The organism is Massilia sp. Dwa41.01b (genome assembly GCF_014171775.1).
Classification (GTDB): Bacteria; Pseudomonadota; Gammaproteobacteria; order Burkholderiales; family Burkholderiaceae_D; genus Telluria.
The window spans coordinates 5,320,262-5,334,603 of record NZ_CP050454.1 but is presented as its reverse complement, the minus strand read 5'-3'; the positions used below and the strand labels follow the sequence as shown (position 1 = coordinate 5,334,603).

The window sequence follows — 14,342 nt, the reverse complement described above, 5'->3', positions numbered from 1 at the left end:
TAAATCGTCGACTTACGGCTCTCAAAAACCTGTTTAGGTATCGGGGTATGGATCATCCTTGGCCACCGAATACGATCCCGACAGGCAGGAAGGACAACGAAGCACAAAGCGATACGACGAATAAGAGCCCCTGACAAAACCTCCAGTCCAGCGTTGCATCGTCTTGCCGTACGCTCGTACTGTCTTCGACGACGCGCCTTGTCCTGAAGGTTTTGTTAGGCGCTCTAAGAGACGGTTTGATAACTCCATGGTAACACGCGTCAGCGCAATTGCATGCTGGCGTGTCGAAGAAGCTGGAAGCAGATTGCGCACCTGCCTGAAAGCGCGCAAGAATATCTCGGCCGTATCGAGTTTTCAAACAGTCTCTAAGAGGGTGTGGACGAAATCAACTCTTATAAGTGAGCCTGTTGAGTAGCATTCTGGCCTCAGCCAGCCAGACACAGGCGGCTGAAATGGCCAGTTTTCGATCGTGATGCATTACCGTACGGCGCCAGCGTTCAGTCCACGCATGTGTTCGCTCAACGACCCAGCGCTTGGGCAAGGTTACAAAGCCTGGACTAATGCTGCGGCCGCTGCGATTGCCTGTTCAGCCTCGTGCAAGCTGCCTGTCGTGCCGTTTCCAGGACGCCGTACGACTTCAACACGAATGTGGTTTTGCTCCTCTTTTGTAGACAGCCTGCCAGGGCGGGAACGTGGTGGGCAATAGTCGCCAGGCGCAGCCTGTACACAAAACATAGGAGCAGGCGTTGACCAGCTCCCGCCGGCTGTAATGCGCCGGCGTACCTCGCTGGCCTGGCGCTCGTTCAAACAAGTCAGCTACCAAGTCCCATTCGGCGTCGGTCAGGTTGGTACTGTAAGAAGGAACGTCCTCGCGCCGATGCGCTGGCGTATAACCGTAGCGCTTTGGTCCCTTGTCGGCCGTCGGGTACACCTGTCGCTTCACCTTGAGCCGTACGATTCCTTCGGCACGCAATGTACGCCGGATCGTCGCTTCACATACGTGTACGCTGCAGCGGCGCTCCAGCTCGGTGGCAATTTCTGCCAAACTCGCCTGCGCATGCTCTGACACGATTTCGTGCAAAGCTGCGATATGCTCTGCGTTCAACGCTGACGGTCTACCGCCGCGATTCGCCGGCGGCTGAGAATCGGATCGCTCCTTCGTTGCCATGGCATGCCCCTCCCATATCAGGGCAGCATGCGATAGCTAGGTCTTCGATGTTGTCTACACCCTCTTAACAGTGCCAAAGCGCGCGCTCAGCGCGTTGCCGCCGCCGTCGCGCCGGCGTGCGCCTCGTGCACGAACATCAATGCTTTCGCCACATTCGAGGCGATGGCGTCGGCACCGGCTACCAGGCGCTGCTCCATCTCGGCGCAGGTCAATTCGCCCACCTCCAGCAGACCTTTCATGACCGGCGCATCGACATGCCCGAACATGTAGTAGTGCGCGGCATCGGCCGTGAAGCCATCCTTGCGGAACTGGTCGTACTGGTAGCCGAGTGCCTGGCTCAGGGCCCAGCCCACAGCGTGCATCGCCAGTGTCGAATTGTTCTTCTGGTAGGACAGACTGGGACCGGTCGAACAGGGTTTTTCGCTGCCGTCGGCGTGGATCGCCAGGAACAGTTTGCCTTTCAATTTCGGCGCATACTCGTCCGCCGACAGGGTCAGCACCTTCAGCTTGCCCTGTTGCGCCAGGGTTTCGGCAATGCGCCGCACCAGGTAGGCGGCCAATTGCTGTTCGCCCACCAGCTTCCCCGACGTGCCCACCTTGCCCTTGATGCGCTTGTAGTGGCCGGCCTGCAGGATGATGTCGTAGGTTTCGTCCTTCGTGCCGGGCGTGGTGGCCAGCGTGTTCCAGGTGCCGGTGATGGCCTTGATGGCGCGCTGGCAGGCATCGGACGAGGCCGAGCCGAGCGTCGGGCCGGACAGGTCGTCGCCGAAGTCGCGCTGCTGCAGCTGCTTGATGGCCGCCTCGAAACTCCCGTTGAATTCGGCCGAACTGCGAGCCGGATGGGATTCTTCCTGCGCATGGACGGTGGCGCAACAAACCGTCAGTCGGAACTGGCTCCCTCAGCAGTGCCGTTCAATCCATGATTTCGGCAGTTCATCCGTTGTGCGTTGATCGGTCCGGCAGGGACTCGTATAGTCGGGAAATACCAACCAACGAAGGGATATCCGACCATGCTGAAACTGTCCGCAGTCTGCCTCGCCGTCGCCGCCCTGACCGGCGCACCCGCCAGCGCCGCACCAGGCACCCCGGCCGCGCAGTCGCAGGCGGCGCTCGCCGCCAGCATCGACGCCCGGTGACGCCGTACTACAAGGCCGGCGAACCGGGTGCCACCGTCATCGTCGTCAAGGACGGCAAGACGATCCTGCGCAAGGCCTACGGCATGGCCGACGCCGCCGGCAAGAAGGCGCTGACGCCGGACACCGTCATGCGCCTGGGCTCGATCACCAAGCAGTTCACCGCGACGGCGATCCTGCTGCTGGCCGAGGAGGGCAAGCTCTCGCTCGAGGACGACATCACGCGCTTCTTCCCCGACTATCCGACCCACGGCAAGAAGATCACGGTCGAGCACCTGCTGACGCATACTTCCGGCATCCAGAGCTATACCGGTAAACCCGGCTATGTCGCCGGCATGACGCAGGACATGAGCGTCGCCGCCATGATCGACGGCTTCAAGAACGATCCGCTCAATTTCGAGCCGGGCGCCGACTACCGCTACAACAATTCCGGCTACTTCCTGCTGGGCGCCATCATCGAGAAAGTGTCCGGACAGCCCTACGCCACCTTCCTCGAGCAGCGCATTTTCACGCCCCTGGGGATGAAGGACACCGCCTATGAAGGCCACGAGCGCGGCAAGGCGGCGCGCGCCGTCGGCCACACGCCGGCCGACAAGGGCTTCGCACCGGCCGCGCCACTGAGCATGACGCAGCCCTACGCGGCCGGCGCGCTGGTGTCGACCGTCGATGACCTGGCGCGCTGGGACGCCGCCGTCAGCGCCGGCAAGCTCTTGAAACCGGCCAGCTGGCAGCGCGCCTTTACGTCCTACCGGCTTGCCTCGGGCAAGTCCACCGGCTACGGCTATGGCTGGGAGATGGGCAAGCTGCAAGGCGTGCCGACGATCGCGCATGGCGGCGCCATCAACGGTTTTGCCACCTATGCGCTGCGCCTGCCCGAACAGAAGGTGTACGTGGCGGTGCTGAGCAATGCCGACGGCGGCGTGATCAGCCCGGCGCTGGTGGTCACGAAGGCGGCGGCAAGCGCCATCGGCAAGCCGCTGCGGGAATTCAAGGAGATCGCGCTCGCGCCCGCAGCACTCGACCGTTTCACCGGCGTCTACGAGGTCGAGCCGAAGGTCACGCGCAGCTTCCGCCGCGAAGGCAACACGCTCGTCATGCAGCGCAGCGGCCGTCCGCCGATGCCGCTCAAGGCGTATTCGCCGACCGGCTTCTTCCTGCCCGATTCGCTCGACTATTTCGAATTCGGCCTCGATGCCAAGGGCGCCGTGAGCCATGTGACGCAGTTCCACGATGGCGCCGAACTGCGCCAGGCGCGGATCGGCGACCTGCCTCCCGAGCGCCCGGCCGTGAAAATCGCCGGCACCGCCTTCGACAGTCGTGCCGGGCGCTACGAACTGGCCCCGGGCTTCGTGCTGACGCTGTCGCGCGAAGGCGAGCGCCTGTATGCCCAGGCCACCGGCCAGCCGAAACTGGAAATCTTCGCCCAGGACGAGAACGTGTTCTTCTCACGCGCCATCGAGGCCGAAGTGCGCTTCGACGGCGCCGATTCGAGCTACCTGGTACTGCACCAGAACGGCCAGCAGATCAAGGCGCGGCGGCTGTAGGAAAAACGTGGCGCCTGCGGACCGGCATTCCCGCAGGCGCTGCGAACGCGCACGCGTGCGACGCACGACACCATTTCATCCCGTAACGGCGCGATGCAAACCTGTTAAGCTTATGGCGACCCCTGAACCCATGAGCCGCCCATGAGAACCATTGCCCAAATCCTCCAGGACAGCAAGACCATTGCCATCGTCGGCCTGTCCAGCAAGCCTGAGCGCGCCAGCTACGGCGTGGCCGAATACCTGCAACAGCAAGGCTACCGCGTCCTGCCCGTGAATCCGGCCTACGCCGGCCAGGAAATCCTCGGCGAACCGGTCCACGCCAGCTTGCAGGAAGCGGCCGACGCACTCGCGCCGAGCGGCCAGCGCGTCGACATCGTCGACTGCTTCCGCAAGTCCGAGGACATCCCGCCGCTGGCGCGCGACGCCATCGCGATCCGCGCCGGCTGCCTGTGGATGCAGCTCGAGATCGAGAACCAGGCCGCCGCCGACCTGGCACGCGCCGCCGGCCTCGACGTGGTGATGAACCACTGCCTGAAAATCGAACACCGCAAGCTCAACGCCTGACCAGAAGGACCTTCCCATGCTGAAATACGCCACCCTTGCCACTGCCTTGCTGGCCGCTGCCAGCGCCGGTGCCCAGCCGACCGCCGTCGTCCCGCACCGGCCCGCCGTCGTGGCGGGCGCGCCGGCAGCCTGCCCGGCACTGCTGAACCAGCGCTTCGCGCGCCTGCAGGACGAGGCGCCGCAGGATCTGTGCCAGTACGCCGGCAAAGTCGTGCTGGTCGTGAACACGGCCAGCTACTGCGGCTACACCAGGCAGTACGAGGGGCTGGAAAGGCTGTATGCGAAATACGGTGCGCGCGGCCTGGTGGTGCTCGGCTTCCCGTCGAACGACTTCAAACAGGAAGCGGAAAGCGCCAAGGAAATCGCCGATCTCTGCTACAACACCTACGGCGTGAAATTCCCGATGTTCGCCAAGACCGCCGTCACCGGCGCGAACGCCAATCCGCTGCATGCGGCGCTGGCCAGGCAGACCGGCCAGGCGCCGAAGTGGAATTTCGGTAAATACCTGATCGGACGCGACGGCAAGGTGATCGAGTACTTCCCGAGCAAGGTAACGCCGGAAGATCCGCAGCTGGTCGGGAAGATCGAGGCGGCGCTGTAGGCGTTCCAGTCAGTCGAGGTAGGCGATCAGCGGGCCGCGCAGGGCATTGCAGACAACGATGCCCTCGGCCCTTTCCAGCATCGCACGCGTGATGACGCGCTCCTCCGCCTGCCAGGCGGGGGCATCGAGCATCACCCGGCGCATCACCCCCGGCAGCAGGCCGCAGGACAGCGGCGGCGTGGTCCATTTGCCGTCCAGGCGCACGAACACATTGCTGCGCCCCCTTCCGTCAATTCCCCACGCTCGTTGAAGAACAGCGCATCGAAGCCCCCTGCGCCTCGGCGGCGCGCCAGGCGGCGTCGTAGCGGCTGCGCACCGAGGTCTTATGCTGCAGGAAGACGTCGCCGGAGCGGGTAGTCGTATCGGCCAGGATCACGCGCACCGGCTCGTGCAGCGGCACCAGCGGCGCGTTCGTCACCGTCAGGACGCCGTCGGCATCGACCGCCAGGCGCAGGCGGTGCAGGCTGGCGTCCTCGGGCAGGCCGAGGCAGGCATTCTGTACCAGCGTGCGCGCCGCGACAGTGTCGAAGGCGCGCACGAAGTAGGCGCAGGAAGCGGCCATGCGCGCCAGGTGCTGCTCGAGATGGCGCGGACCGTCCTGCCAGGACGCCTTGATCGTCTCGAAGATATCGAACGCGTTCGCCAGCCCGGTGTGAAAGCGCGCTTTCAGGCGGCACTCGGCGAATTCGTCCTGCGCGTCGCTGTCGTGGACGATGCCGGCACCGACACCCAGTTCACCGCGCCGCAGCCCGTCTCCGGGCCCGAGCGCCAGGGTACGGATCGGCACCGACAGGCAGAAGTCGCCATACGGGCGGCCGGCGGGCGGCGGGTCGAACCAGCCGATCGCGCCGGTATAGATGCCGCGCGCGGCGCCGGTTCCAGTTCGTCGATGATTTCCATCGTGCGCCGCTTGGGCGCGCCGGTGATCGAGCCGCAGGGATACAGCGCGGCGAACAGCTCGGCGAGGGTGGTATCAAGCCGCAAGCGCGCCTCAACCGTGGACGTCATCTGCAGCACGGCGCCGAAGCGGGTGACTTCGAACAGTTTGGGTACCGCCACGCTGCCGGTCTGCGCCACCCGTCCGAGGTCGTTGCGCAGCAGGTCGACGATCATCAGGTTTTCGGCGCGGTTCTTCGGGTCCGCCGCCAGCGCCGCGGCGCGTTCGGCGTTGACGGCTTCGTCATTGCTTGCCGGGGCCGTGCCCTTCATCGGGCGCGCCAGCAGCGTGCCGCCGCTGTGGCGCACGAACAGTTCAGGGGAAAACGACAGCAGGGCGCCGCCGTCGGGCAGGCCGACCAGGGCGCCATACGGCACCGGCTGGGCGCGCGCAGGCGCTGGTACAGTGCGAAGACCGAACCGAAGGCGTCGAAACGCAGGCGGTAGGTGTAGTTGACCTGGTAGGTGTCGCCGGCGGCGATGTAGTTGCGGATGCGGCCGATGGCGTCGACAAAGCGCGCCTCATTGACGTTCGCTTCGACGGCGGCGATGCCCGCCGGGACTGCGCCGGCATCGCCCTCGGGCGGCACGCGGGCCGCGATCCAGGCGCCGGCCTGCTCCGCCGTCAGGTGTTCGCAGCGCGCGAACAGCAGCACTTGCGCCAGCGGCGGGCCGCTGGGGACGCTGCGGATGCCGAGCAGGTGCGCGCCCAGTTCATAGGTGAGCAGAGGCACGGCGTACAGGCCGCGCGCCAGCGCCGCTTCCAGCTCGGCCAGCACGGTGCTCCAGCCTGAGGCGTCGCGGCAGCTCAAGGTGCCGGCGTGGCCCGTGTACAGGCGCGATGCGGCCCGAGCGTGACCTTCCGCGCTCGCATCGTCGAGCAATGCAAAAACCGTTTCCATGGAATTCAGGCCGCCAGCAGCAGGGATAATTGTACGCCCGTCGTATCCTGCGGGTTCTGGCGGAAGCCGCTCTTGGCATAGCGGTGCCAGCGGCCGGTGATATAGCTCACCAGCAGGCTGGCGCGCTCGGCCACGTCGTCCTCTTTTCCATGGCCCTGGCTCACGGCCAGGCGCAGCGCGCCCTTGCAGGCCAGTTCAACCCGGTCGTAAAAGGCGTTCATGCGCAGCTGCAGGCGCTCGTCCTCGCCGACCAGGGCGTCGCCGATCAGCACCCGCGTCATGCCCGGATTGTTGGCGGCAAAGCCGAGCAGCATGGTGAGGATGGCGTAGGCCTGGTCGATGCCGCGCTCTTCCTTCTCGGCGATCTGGTTGATCACGCCGAACACGCTGGCCTCGATGAAGTCGATCAGGCCTTCGTACATCTGCGCCTTGCTGGCGAAGTGGCGGTACAGCGCCGCCTCCGAGACCTCAAGGCGGGCCGCCAGCGCGGCGGTGGTGATCTTCTCGCCTTTGGGCTGCTCGAGCATTGCGGCCAGGGCCTGGAGGATTTGCAGCTTGCGCTGGCCTGGCTTGGTGCTTGCCATGGAGTGTCGAATGAGTGAGGAGTTAGCGGAGTCTGCTCAGCCGTTTCGGCAGCTGGCGCACGGATTTTACTTTGACATCGACATACTTTGGGGAAATAAGGCGCCGTGGGCGCGCCGCGGCCAGCGTGCTGCGTTCGCCATGGCGCAGGTACTGGGTCACCCACACGGTGCGCAGGCCGAGCTGCTTGGCGCTTTTCAGGTTGGCCAGCGTGTCTTCGACCAGCACGCAGTCGCGCGCGGCCACGCCATGGCGGCGCAGCAGGCGCGTGAGCATCAGCTTCGACGGCTTCGGACGCAGCTGGCGGTGGACGTGCATCTGCTCGATGGCGATATGGTGGGCGAAGTGGCGGCCCAGGTTCAGGTGGCGCATCACGCGCATCGAATAGGCGGTGGGCGCGTTGGTCAAGAGGATCTTCCGGCCCGGCAGGCGCAGCAGCAGGCGCCCGAGGCCTGTCTCCGAGCGCATCAGGCGGCGCAGGTCGCCCAGGTCGTGGGTCCGGTGCAGGAAGTCGCGCGCATCGACGCCGTGGTGGCGCATCAGGCCGAGCAGGGTGGCGCCATAGCGCTTCCAGTAGCCGAGGCGGGCGGCATCGATGCGGGCCTGCGTCACCTCGTTGACGCCGTCATGCAGCAGGCGCGCGATATAGGTGTTCATGTTGGCGCTGATCGCCGGAAAAATCGCGTGCGAGGCGTCGTGCAGGGTGTTGTCCAGATCGAATAGCCAGACGCGAGGGAGGAGTTTATGATTCGACACGGTTTCTGACACGGAGAATGAATGCGACGTCCGATTATAGTAGTGTTCCTGGGCCTGTTCCTGATGGCGCTCCAGGCGTTTGCCGGCGAGCGCGGCGCCCTGTTCAAGGTCACGCGGGGGGACCATGTGCTCTACCTGTACGGCACCATCCACGCCGGCAAGCCGGAGTATTATCCGCTCGAGCCGCGCATGCGCACTGCGGTGGAGCAGGCGCCGGTGCTGGCGCTGGAAATCGATGCCATGCGCGACCCCGCCGCGGCGGCGGCCGCCTTCCAGCAGCATGGTCTGTTCCCGGCCGACAGCCCGGGCTATGCCGGCCTGGCACCCGAGCGGCGCCAGCGCATCGACACCGCCCTGAAGCGGCAAGGTGTCGATCCGGCCGCCGTGGCACACGTGAAGCCCTGGATGCTGACGACGATGCTGGCGATGATGGACATGGCCAAGCTCGGCTACGACCCGGCCCTGGGTGTCGACCAGCACCTGGCGCAACTGGTGCGCGGCAAGCGCCCCATCGTCGAGCTGGAGACGGTAGGCTACCAGGCTTCCCTGCTCGACCGCCTCCCCCTGGAAATGCAGTGGCGGCTGCTGGAAGAAACGCTGGAGCACATGGCGTCCGGCCGCCAGCTGCGCGAGGCGCGCGAGATGTTCGCGGCCTACGAGCAGGCCGACCAGGGGGCGCAGGACGCATTACTGAATCGCATCGAAACGGACGACAGCCTGGAAGCCAAGCTCATGCGCGAGCTGCTGCTGGGCGAACGCAATGGTCCGATGGCCGACAAGCTTGCTGCGCTGCTGGCGCGCGAAAACAATGTGGTGGCGGCGGTGGGTTTATTGCACTTGCTGGGAAAAGGCGGCGTGCCGGAATTGCTGCGTCGGCGCGGCATGCGGGTCGAGCGCGTGTACTGAGCTGGTGCGGGGGAGGGTGGTGCGGAAGATGGTGCCCTTGACGTGGATTGAACACGTGGCCTCTCCCTTACCAAGGGAGTGCTCTACCACTGAGCTACAAGGGCGGGTAGACATGTCAATGGCGGCATGGACGCCGCCATTGCTTGCACAAATGTTTAGTGCGAGCGGATCATAGTGCCAAATGCCTGTTCGGTCAAGACTTCCAGCAATAAAGAGTGCTCGATGCGGCCGTCGATGATGTGCACCGTGTTCACGCCCGACTTGGCTGCGTCCAGTGCCGACGAGATCTTCGGCAGCATGCCGCCCGAGATCGTGCCGTCCGCGAACATCTCGTCGATCTCGCGGGCCGACAGGTCGGTCACCAGGTTGCCGGCCTTGTCCTGCACGCCGGCGATATTCGTCATCATGATCAGCTTTTCAGCCTTCAGGATTTCCGCGATCTTGCCGGCGACGACGTCGGCATTGATGTTGTAGGCCTGGCCGTCCTGGCCGAAACCGATCGGCGAGATGATCGGGATGAAGGCATCGTCCTGCAGCGCTTTCACGACCGCCGGATTGATGGCGTCGATTTCGCCCACAAAGCCGATGTCGAGGAACTCGCCAGGCTTGTCCTTGTCCGGCATGCTCATCTTGCGCGCACGGATCAGGCCGCCGTCCTTGCCGGTCAGGCCGACTGCCTGGCCGCCGTAATGGTTGATCAGCATGACGATGTCCTGCTGCACTTCGCCGCCCAGCACCCACTCGACCACTTCCATGGTTTCTTCATCGGTGATGCGCATGCCCTGGACGAAGGTGCCCTGCTTGCCGATTTTTTTCAGGGCGTTGTCGATCTGCGGACCGCCGCCGTGCACCACCACCGGATTCATGCCCACCAGTTTCAGGAGGATGACATCGCGCGCGAAGCCGTGCTTCAGGCGTTCGTCGGTCATGGCATTGCCGCCGTATTTGATGACGATGGTCTTGCCGTGGAAATTGCGGATGTAAGGAAGCGCCTCGGCCAGGATCTGCGCCTTGATCTGCGGCGAAACCGCAGTCAGGTCGCTTGGTTGATCCCCGGTGTTCAGGCTGGTCAGCTGAGCGTTCATGGTGAGTCCGAAATGAAGGTGGCGGAGATTTTACAGGCAACAAGGCCGCCGTTGTAGGCATTCTATGGCCGTCTTGTTGTATTTTATGGCCTGAACAGGTCAGATGGCCGATACCGGATGCCCTTGAAGACTGCTTTGACGATATTACACATGACAAACGAAACCTGTCGCGAGGGTGGTCCATGAGCACCTGCAGCCGTTGCGGCGCTGCTTTCGGCTGCGCGCCCGCCGATGGCGGCGAGGGGCCGTGCTGGTGCACCACCTTGCCCCCGGTCGTGCCGGTGCCGGGCGCGGGAGCCGGCTGCTGGTGCCCGGCTTGCCTGCGTGCGCACATTGCCGCCGCTGCCGATCCCGCTACCGAGATAAAGTTCCAGCGCGACGATTGAGCGGCAAGCGTGCCCGACCTGCGCTACCGGCGCATCATGCACAGGTCGGAAACGGACGGGAGCTTGATCAGAACGGGCGCGGCGTGGGCGCCGGCGCCGGGCCGCAGGAAGCGGCCGGCACGCATCGGTTTCTGCATCTGCCGCGCTCGTTGCTGCCACGTACGCTCACTGCTGCGTGGCAAAGAAGCGCATCATCTCGCGGCTGGCATCCGGCCCTTGCCATCCGTGTAGCTGCCGCGTGCGCTGCCGCCCGACCATGCATGGCCCGCGCCGTGGATGACCCAGTGCTCGCCCCGGGGCTTGCCGTCGGCGCGCTTGTGCACCGTACGCGTGAACGCATGGCCATTGGGCACGCGGCCCGGCTCGATGGCCATGGCGTCGGCGGCGTCGCGTGCCGGTACCATGATCGCGTCGCCATTGGTCGGGTGCACCGTTGTGTCCTGGTCGCCGTGGAAGACGATGATCGGAATCGCTTTGTTCGGCTGGTGTCCGCGCCGGAAGTCGCCCTTCATCGCCGCCAGCGCCGAGGGCAAATCGTGCGCCGCCGCGAACGGCAGGCCCGAGTGCACGCCGACGGCCGCGTACAGGTCCGGGTAGAGCGTGCCCATGATGGCGGCCATGGCGCCGCCAGCCGATAGTCCGGCCACGTACACCTTCGCCTTGTCGATCGTGTACCTGGCCATGATGTCGCGCGTGATGCCGGCAATGATCGACGGCTCCCCCTGGTCGCGGCGCTGGTCGACGTTGTTGAACCAGTTCCAGCAGCGCGAAGCATTTGCCTGGCGCGACTGGGCCGGGTACACGACCAGGCAATTCATTTCTTCCGCCAGTGCATTCATCTTGGTGCCGGTGGCGAAATCGTCGGGGTCCTGGGTGCAGCCGTGCAGCATCACCACCAGGGGAACCGGTTCGCCCCTGTAGCCGCTCGGGACATATAGTTTATAACTGCGGGTGCCGGCGGCATTGGTGTGGCTGCCTTCGCTGAAACTGCCGGGCAGGACCTCGGCCGGTTCGTTGGCCGCGCGGTAGCCGGTGCCCTGGCCAATGCCCTGGCTGAAATTGCGGCTCAGTTCAGCCAGCATGCCCTGTACGTCGACAGCGGGCGTTCCCTGCTGCGGGCTGGACCCCGTCGGCATCTGCCCCATGCCGCGCATGTGCTGCTGCGCCGCCTCGGTATAGACGGAGGCGTTTTTCAGGGCGTCCTGGATCACCTGGTTCGTGTCCACCGGGCTCTTGTGCATCAGGTTGCGGGTGGCGGCACGCATCTGCGCGAACAGCTTGTTATTCAGTTTCATTTGGCTTCTCTCTATGTACGAAGCGCGATAAACCTACTGCGCGTCGGATATTTGGTCTGCGATGCTCGCTGTACTCTTGTACAGCTGCGCTTCTCTACCAAATCTCCTTCCGCTCGCTACGGTTTCTCGCGCTTCTCTTAACGAATGCGCTCTGCCAAGGCGGCCTTCACGGCGTTGCTTGCATGCAGCGCCCCAAGTACCGAAATCGATTCAATGGTGGCCAGCGCCAGTTCGACCGTGACGTCGCTGGCAATGCTGGCCATGCCCAGCACCTGGATCTGCAGGCGGATGCCGGCCTGCTGCGCCGCTTCGAGGTCGGCGCGCGAATAATGGTGCATGCCAAGCACGAGGCTGCGGCGGGCGACGGTCTGGCGCACGACATCGGCGTGCGCGTTGAGCTGGTTGCGGATGGCCGTACGGATCAAGTCGGTGCGGTTGCTGTAAAACCCCTCGCTGACCAGCAAATCGATCTGCCCAAGGTCGATCATGCCCAGGTTGATCGTGATTTTTTCCGACTCCGCCAGCTTTTGCTTCGGCTCATTCAAGTGACTAATCTCGCTTCGCATACTTACGCCATCCTTTCAAACCATCTCCGTACCATCCATGGGGATGGTTTTCTTTGTAGGCCAGTCTACGCGTCTCATCCTGCCGGTCAAGCGACATTCGATTGAATCGGGTAATCTGTTGCGCCATGAACCCAGAACTGCAACCCGGCCTGCGCTTCGCATGGCACTACACCGTTCCGCCGCGCGCCACTGTGCCGCAGCTGTATCACGACACCCCGTTCTGCCGCGACATGCCCGAGGTGCTCGCCACCGGCTACATGGTCGGCATGATGGAGCTGGCTTGCCTGAACGGCATGCTGCCTTACCTCGACTGGCCGCGCGAACAAAGCCTGGGCACGATGGTCGAGTTCCGCCACCTGGCGCCGACGCCGCCGGGCATGACCCTGCGCATCGAGGGGGAAGTGCTGGAAGTGGAGGGCACGCGCGTGCGCTTCCGGGTCCAGGCCTGGGATGACGTCGAGCGCATCTGCGAAGGCACGCACGAGCGTGTCGTCATCGATACCGCCCGTTTCAATGGCCGCGTGGAACGCAAGGCCGCGGCGCATGCGGGAGGTGCCGCATGAGCATCCTGTCGCACCCCGAACTGCAAACGCCGGTGCCATCTCCTTGCATCAATGTCTGCGAGATGGACAAGGGGAGCGGCCTGTGCCGCGGCTGCCTGCGCACGATCGACGAGATCGTCGCCTGGGGGCGCGCGAGCGACGACGCCAAGCGCGCCATCTGGGCGGAAATTCGTCGGCGCGAGTCTGACATCGACTTCGGCTAGCATGCGCCTGCCGACCAGCATGCAGGTGTTCGAGCGCGGCTGGCTGTCTGCCAACAACATCTTGTTTACAGGTGCGACAACGGCGCTGGTCGACAGCGGCTATGTCACGCACGCGCCGCAAACGCTGGCGCTGGTGCGCCATGCGCTCGGCGAACGCCCGCTCGAGCGCTTGCTCAACACCCACCTGCACTCCGACCACTGCGGCGGCAACGCGGCGCTGCAGGCTGCCTACGGCTGCCACACTGCCATTCCCGCACTGGAAGCGGACAAGGTGGCGCGCTGGGACGAGGATGCCCTGAGCTACCGCGCAACCGGCCAGCAATGTCCGCGCTTCGGTTTCGATGCCGTGTTGAATCCGGGCGACGAACTCATCCTGGGCGACCTGCGCTGGCAGGTAGCGGCCGCGCCCGGGCACGATCCGCATGCGCTGCTGCTGTTCTGCCCGGACGAAGGGATCCTGGTTTCCGGCGACGCGCTGTGGGAAAACGGTTTCGGGGTCGTCTTTCCGGAACTGGCGGGCGAGCCCGGCTTCGAGGAAGTCGCGACCACGCTCGCGTTGATCGACAGCTTCGATGCACGGCTGGTGATTCCGGGGCATGGGGCGATGTTCGAGGACGTGGCCGGGGCACTGGCGCGGGCCCGTTCCCGGCTCGATTACCTGGCGGGCGACCCGAAGCGTAACGCGGAAAATGCGGTCAAGGTGCTGCTGAAGTTCCTGTTGCTCGAGCGGGGGCGGATTGCGCTGGATGCATTGCCGGGGCTGTTTGCGTCGATCCCGGTGCTCGGTAGCGCACTTCGCTTGATGGGTGAGGAATTTTTTGTGGACGATCGGCGGCTGCCTGAACGCGTGGACGGGCAACCCGTCCACCCTACGGACTCAGCACCTGCCGGTAGGGTGGACGGCTCCGCCTTCCACGCGCCCAACCCCAGTCCCCATCGCGCTACGCCACAACACACGGATACGGCCTCGATCGACATGCGCTATACAAAGCTCGCCGACTGGGCCGTCTCCTCACTGCTACGCGCCCGCGCCGCCCGCATCGATGGTTCTTTCCTGTTCGATGCCTGAGGCCAGAAGGCGGGCGCCGAGATTAGAGCCTCAACCCTAGCACGATCGTGCTTTTTTTAACGCTATAATCAAGTGCTCCGATC

Annotated in this window: 15 protein-coding genes, 1 tRNA gene and 3 pseudogenes; 10 read left to right on the top strand and 9 right to left on the bottom strand. The window is 64.7% G+C overall.

Going from position 1 to position 14,342, the window contains the following annotated elements; translation table 11 throughout:
• Nucleotides 1-385: 385 nt before the first annotated feature.
• Both G4G28_RS29560 and G4G28_RS27300 read right to left on the bottom strand, forming a co-directional pair.
• Nucleotides 386-1,168 (bottom strand): annotated as a pseudogene (locus G4G28_RS29560) (transposase).
• Nucleotides 1,169-1,254: 86 nt separating this feature from the next.
• Nucleotides 1,255-1,764 (bottom strand): N-acetylmuramoyl-L-alanine amidase, encoded by a 510-nt coding sequence (locus G4G28_RS27300; RefSeq protein WP_229425333.1) that lies wholly within the window; start codon nucleotides 1,762-1,764, stop codon nucleotides 1,255-1,257.
• On the opposite strand from G4G28_RS27300, the gene G4G28_RS27295 reads away from it, so the two are divergent.
• The 5 genes from G4G28_RS27295 to G4G28_RS24565 all read left to right on the top strand — a co-directional run bounded on the left by G4G28_RS27295 (nucleotide 1,729) and on the right by G4G28_RS24565 (nucleotide 5,010).
• Complete coding sequence (locus tag G4G28_RS27295) at nucleotides 1,729-2,091, top strand: hypothetical protein (protein ID WP_229425708.1); 363 nt, start codon at nucleotides 1,729-1,731, stop codon at nucleotides 2,089-2,091. The genes G4G28_RS27300 and G4G28_RS27295 overlap by 36 nt on opposite strands.
• An 87-nt stretch (nucleotides 2,092-2,178) precedes the next feature.
• Nucleotides 2,179-2,304, top strand: coding sequence for a hypothetical protein (locus G4G28_RS27710; protein ID WP_267875265.1), 126 nt, complete (start codon nucleotides 2,179-2,181; stop codon nucleotides 2,302-2,304).
• Nucleotides 2,301-3,845, top strand: coding sequence for a serine hydrolase (locus tag G4G28_RS24575; RefSeq protein WP_229507814.1), 1,545 nt, complete (start codon nucleotides 2,301-2,303; stop codon nucleotides 3,843-3,845). The genes G4G28_RS27710 and G4G28_RS24575 overlap by 4 nt, the downstream gene beginning before the upstream one ends.
• Before the next feature lie 141 nt (nucleotides 3,846-3,986).
• Nucleotides 3,987-4,409, top strand: coding sequence for a CoA-binding protein (locus tag G4G28_RS24570; protein ID WP_182990334.1), 423 nt, complete (start codon nucleotides 3,987-3,989; stop codon nucleotides 4,407-4,409).
• 16 nt (nucleotides 4,410-4,425) lie between these two features.
• Entirely contained in the window at nucleotides 4,426-5,010 is a 585-nt protein-coding gene (locus G4G28_RS24565; RefSeq protein ID WP_182990333.1) for a glutathione peroxidase, read from the top strand.
• 9 nt (nucleotides 5,011-5,019) lie between these two features.
• Here the strand turns inward: G4G28_RS24565 and G4G28_RS24560 are convergent.
• From G4G28_RS24560 to G4G28_RS24550, 3 genes and pseudogenes are all read right to left on the bottom strand, one after another.
• Nucleotides 5,020-6,848, bottom strand: a pseudogene (locus G4G28_RS24560) (chorismate-binding protein).
• A gap of 5 nt (nucleotides 6,849-6,853) precedes the next feature.
• Nucleotides 6,854-7,432, bottom strand: coding sequence for a nucleoid occlusion factor SlmA (slmA, locus tag G4G28_RS24555; RefSeq protein ID WP_182990332.1), 579 nt, complete (start codon nucleotides 7,430-7,432; stop codon nucleotides 6,854-6,856).
• Nucleotides 7,433-7,454: 22 nt separating this feature from the next.
• Nucleotides 7,455-8,186 carry a pyrimidine 5'-nucleotidase gene (locus G4G28_RS24550; RefSeq protein ID WP_229425332.1) on the bottom strand — a complete coding sequence of 244 codons (732 nt, stop codon included), beginning with the start codon at nucleotides 8,184-8,186 and terminating at the stop codon, nucleotides 7,455-7,457.
• 21 nt (nucleotides 8,187-8,207) lie between these two features.
• Here G4G28_RS24550 and G4G28_RS24545 point away from each other — a divergent pair, with 21 nt between their 5' ends.
• Entirely contained in the window at nucleotides 8,208-9,092 is an 885-nt protein-coding gene (locus G4G28_RS24545) for a TraB/GumN family protein (protein ID WP_229425331.1), read from the top strand.
• A gap of 29 nt (nucleotides 9,093-9,121) precedes the next feature.
• Here the strand turns inward: G4G28_RS24545 and G4G28_RS24540 are convergent.
• Both G4G28_RS24540 and argB read right to left on the bottom strand, forming a co-directional pair.
• Nucleotides 9,122-9,196, bottom strand: a tRNA-Thr gene (locus tag G4G28_RS24540).
• A gap of 51 nt (nucleotides 9,197-9,247) precedes the next feature.
• Entirely contained in the window at nucleotides 9,248-10,177 is a 930-nt protein-coding gene (gene argB, locus G4G28_RS24535) for an acetylglutamate kinase (protein WP_182990329.1), read from the bottom strand.
• Nucleotides 10,178-10,359: 182 nt separating this feature from the next.
• On the opposite strand from argB, the gene G4G28_RS24530 reads away from it, so the two are divergent.
• The gene (locus tag G4G28_RS24530) at nucleotides 10,360-10,563 is read left to right on the top strand and encodes a cysteine-rich CWC family protein (protein WP_182990328.1); all 204 of its coding nucleotides are present in this window, start codon (nucleotides 10,360-10,362) and stop codon (nucleotides 10,561-10,563) included.
• A 191-nt stretch (nucleotides 10,564-10,754) separates the two neighbouring features.
• Here the strand turns inward: G4G28_RS24530 and G4G28_RS24525 are convergent, their stop codons facing one another.
• Together G4G28_RS24525 and G4G28_RS24520 are read right to left on the bottom strand one after the other, a co-directional pair.
• A complete protein-coding gene (locus G4G28_RS24525) occupies nucleotides 10,755-11,858 on the bottom strand; it encodes a PHB depolymerase family esterase (RefSeq protein ID WP_308601516.1) in 1,104 nt (367 codons plus the stop codon).
• Nucleotides 11,859-11,995: 137 nt separating this feature from the next.
• A complete protein-coding gene (locus G4G28_RS24520; protein WP_374011341.1) occupies nucleotides 11,996-12,346 on the bottom strand; it encodes a CopG family transcriptional regulator in 351 nt (116 codons plus the stop codon).
• A 203-nt stretch (nucleotides 12,347-12,549) separates the two neighbouring features.
• On the opposite strand from G4G28_RS24520, the gene G4G28_RS24515 reads away from it, so the two are divergent.
• From G4G28_RS24515 to G4G28_RS24505, 3 genes and pseudogenes are all read left to right on the top strand, one after another.
• The gene (locus tag G4G28_RS24515; RefSeq protein ID WP_182990325.1) at nucleotides 12,550-12,987 is read left to right on the top strand and encodes a thioesterase family protein; all 438 of its coding nucleotides are present in this window, start codon (nucleotides 12,550-12,552) and stop codon (nucleotides 12,985-12,987) included.
• On the top strand, nucleotides 12,984-13,190 hold the full coding sequence (locus G4G28_RS24510; RefSeq protein ID WP_182990324.1) for a DUF1289 domain-containing protein: 207 nt from the start codon (nucleotides 12,984-12,986) through the stop codon (nucleotides 13,188-13,190). The genes G4G28_RS24515 and G4G28_RS24510 overlap by 4 nt, the downstream gene beginning before the upstream one ends.
• Before the next feature lies 1 nt (nucleotide 13,191).
• Nucleotides 13,192-13,974: pseudogene (locus tag G4G28_RS24505) on the top strand (MBL fold metallo-hydrolase); the annotation flags it as partial.
• Between the last annotated feature and the right edge of the window lie 368 nt (nucleotides 13,975-14,342).

What these genes read in the sequence shown, in the direction of transcription:
- G4G28_RS24545 (WP_229425331.1), top strand. Translation starts at nt 8,208, where the DNA reads ATGCGACGTCCGATTATAGTAGTGTTCCTGGGCCTGTTCCTGATGGCG.
- G4G28_RS24515 (WP_182990325.1), top strand. Translation starts at nt 12,550, where the DNA reads ATGAACCCAGAACTGCAACCCGGCCTGCGCTTCGCATGGCACTACACC.
- argB (WP_182990329.1), bottom strand. Translation starts at nt 10,177, where the DNA reads ATGAACGCTCAGCTGACCAGCCTGAACACCGGGGATCAACCAAGCGAC.
- G4G28_RS24565 (WP_182990333.1), top strand. Translation starts at nt 4,426, where the DNA reads ATGCTGAAATACGCCACCCTTGCCACTGCCTTGCTGGCCGCTGCCAGC.
- G4G28_RS24510 (WP_182990324.1), top strand. Translation starts at nt 12,984, where the DNA reads ATGAGCATCCTGTCGCACCCCGAACTGCAAACGCCGGTGCCATCTCCT.
- G4G28_RS24530 (WP_182990328.1), top strand. Translation starts at nt 10,360, where the DNA reads ATGAGCACCTGCAGCCGTTGCGGCGCTGCTTTCGGCTGCGCGCCCGCC.
- G4G28_RS24520 (WP_374011341.1), bottom strand. Translation starts at nt 12,346, where the DNA reads ATGATCGACCTTGGGCAGATCGATTTGCTGGTCAGCGAGGGGTTTTAC.
- G4G28_RS24525 (WP_308601516.1), bottom strand. Translation starts at nt 11,858, where the DNA reads ATGAAACTGAATAACAAGCTGTTCGCGCAGATGCGTGCCGCCACCCGC.
- slmA (WP_182990332.1), bottom strand. Translation starts at nt 7,432, where the DNA reads ATGGCAAGCACCAAGCCAGGCCAGCGCAAGCTGCAAATCCTCCAGGCC.
- G4G28_RS27710 (WP_267875265.1), top strand. Translation starts at nt 2,179, where the DNA reads ATGCTGAAACTGTCCGCAGTCTGCCTCGCCGTCGCCGCCCTGACCGGC.
- G4G28_RS24570 (WP_182990334.1), top strand. Translation starts at nt 3,987, where the DNA reads ATGAGAACCATTGCCCAAATCCTCCAGGACAGCAAGACCATTGCCATC.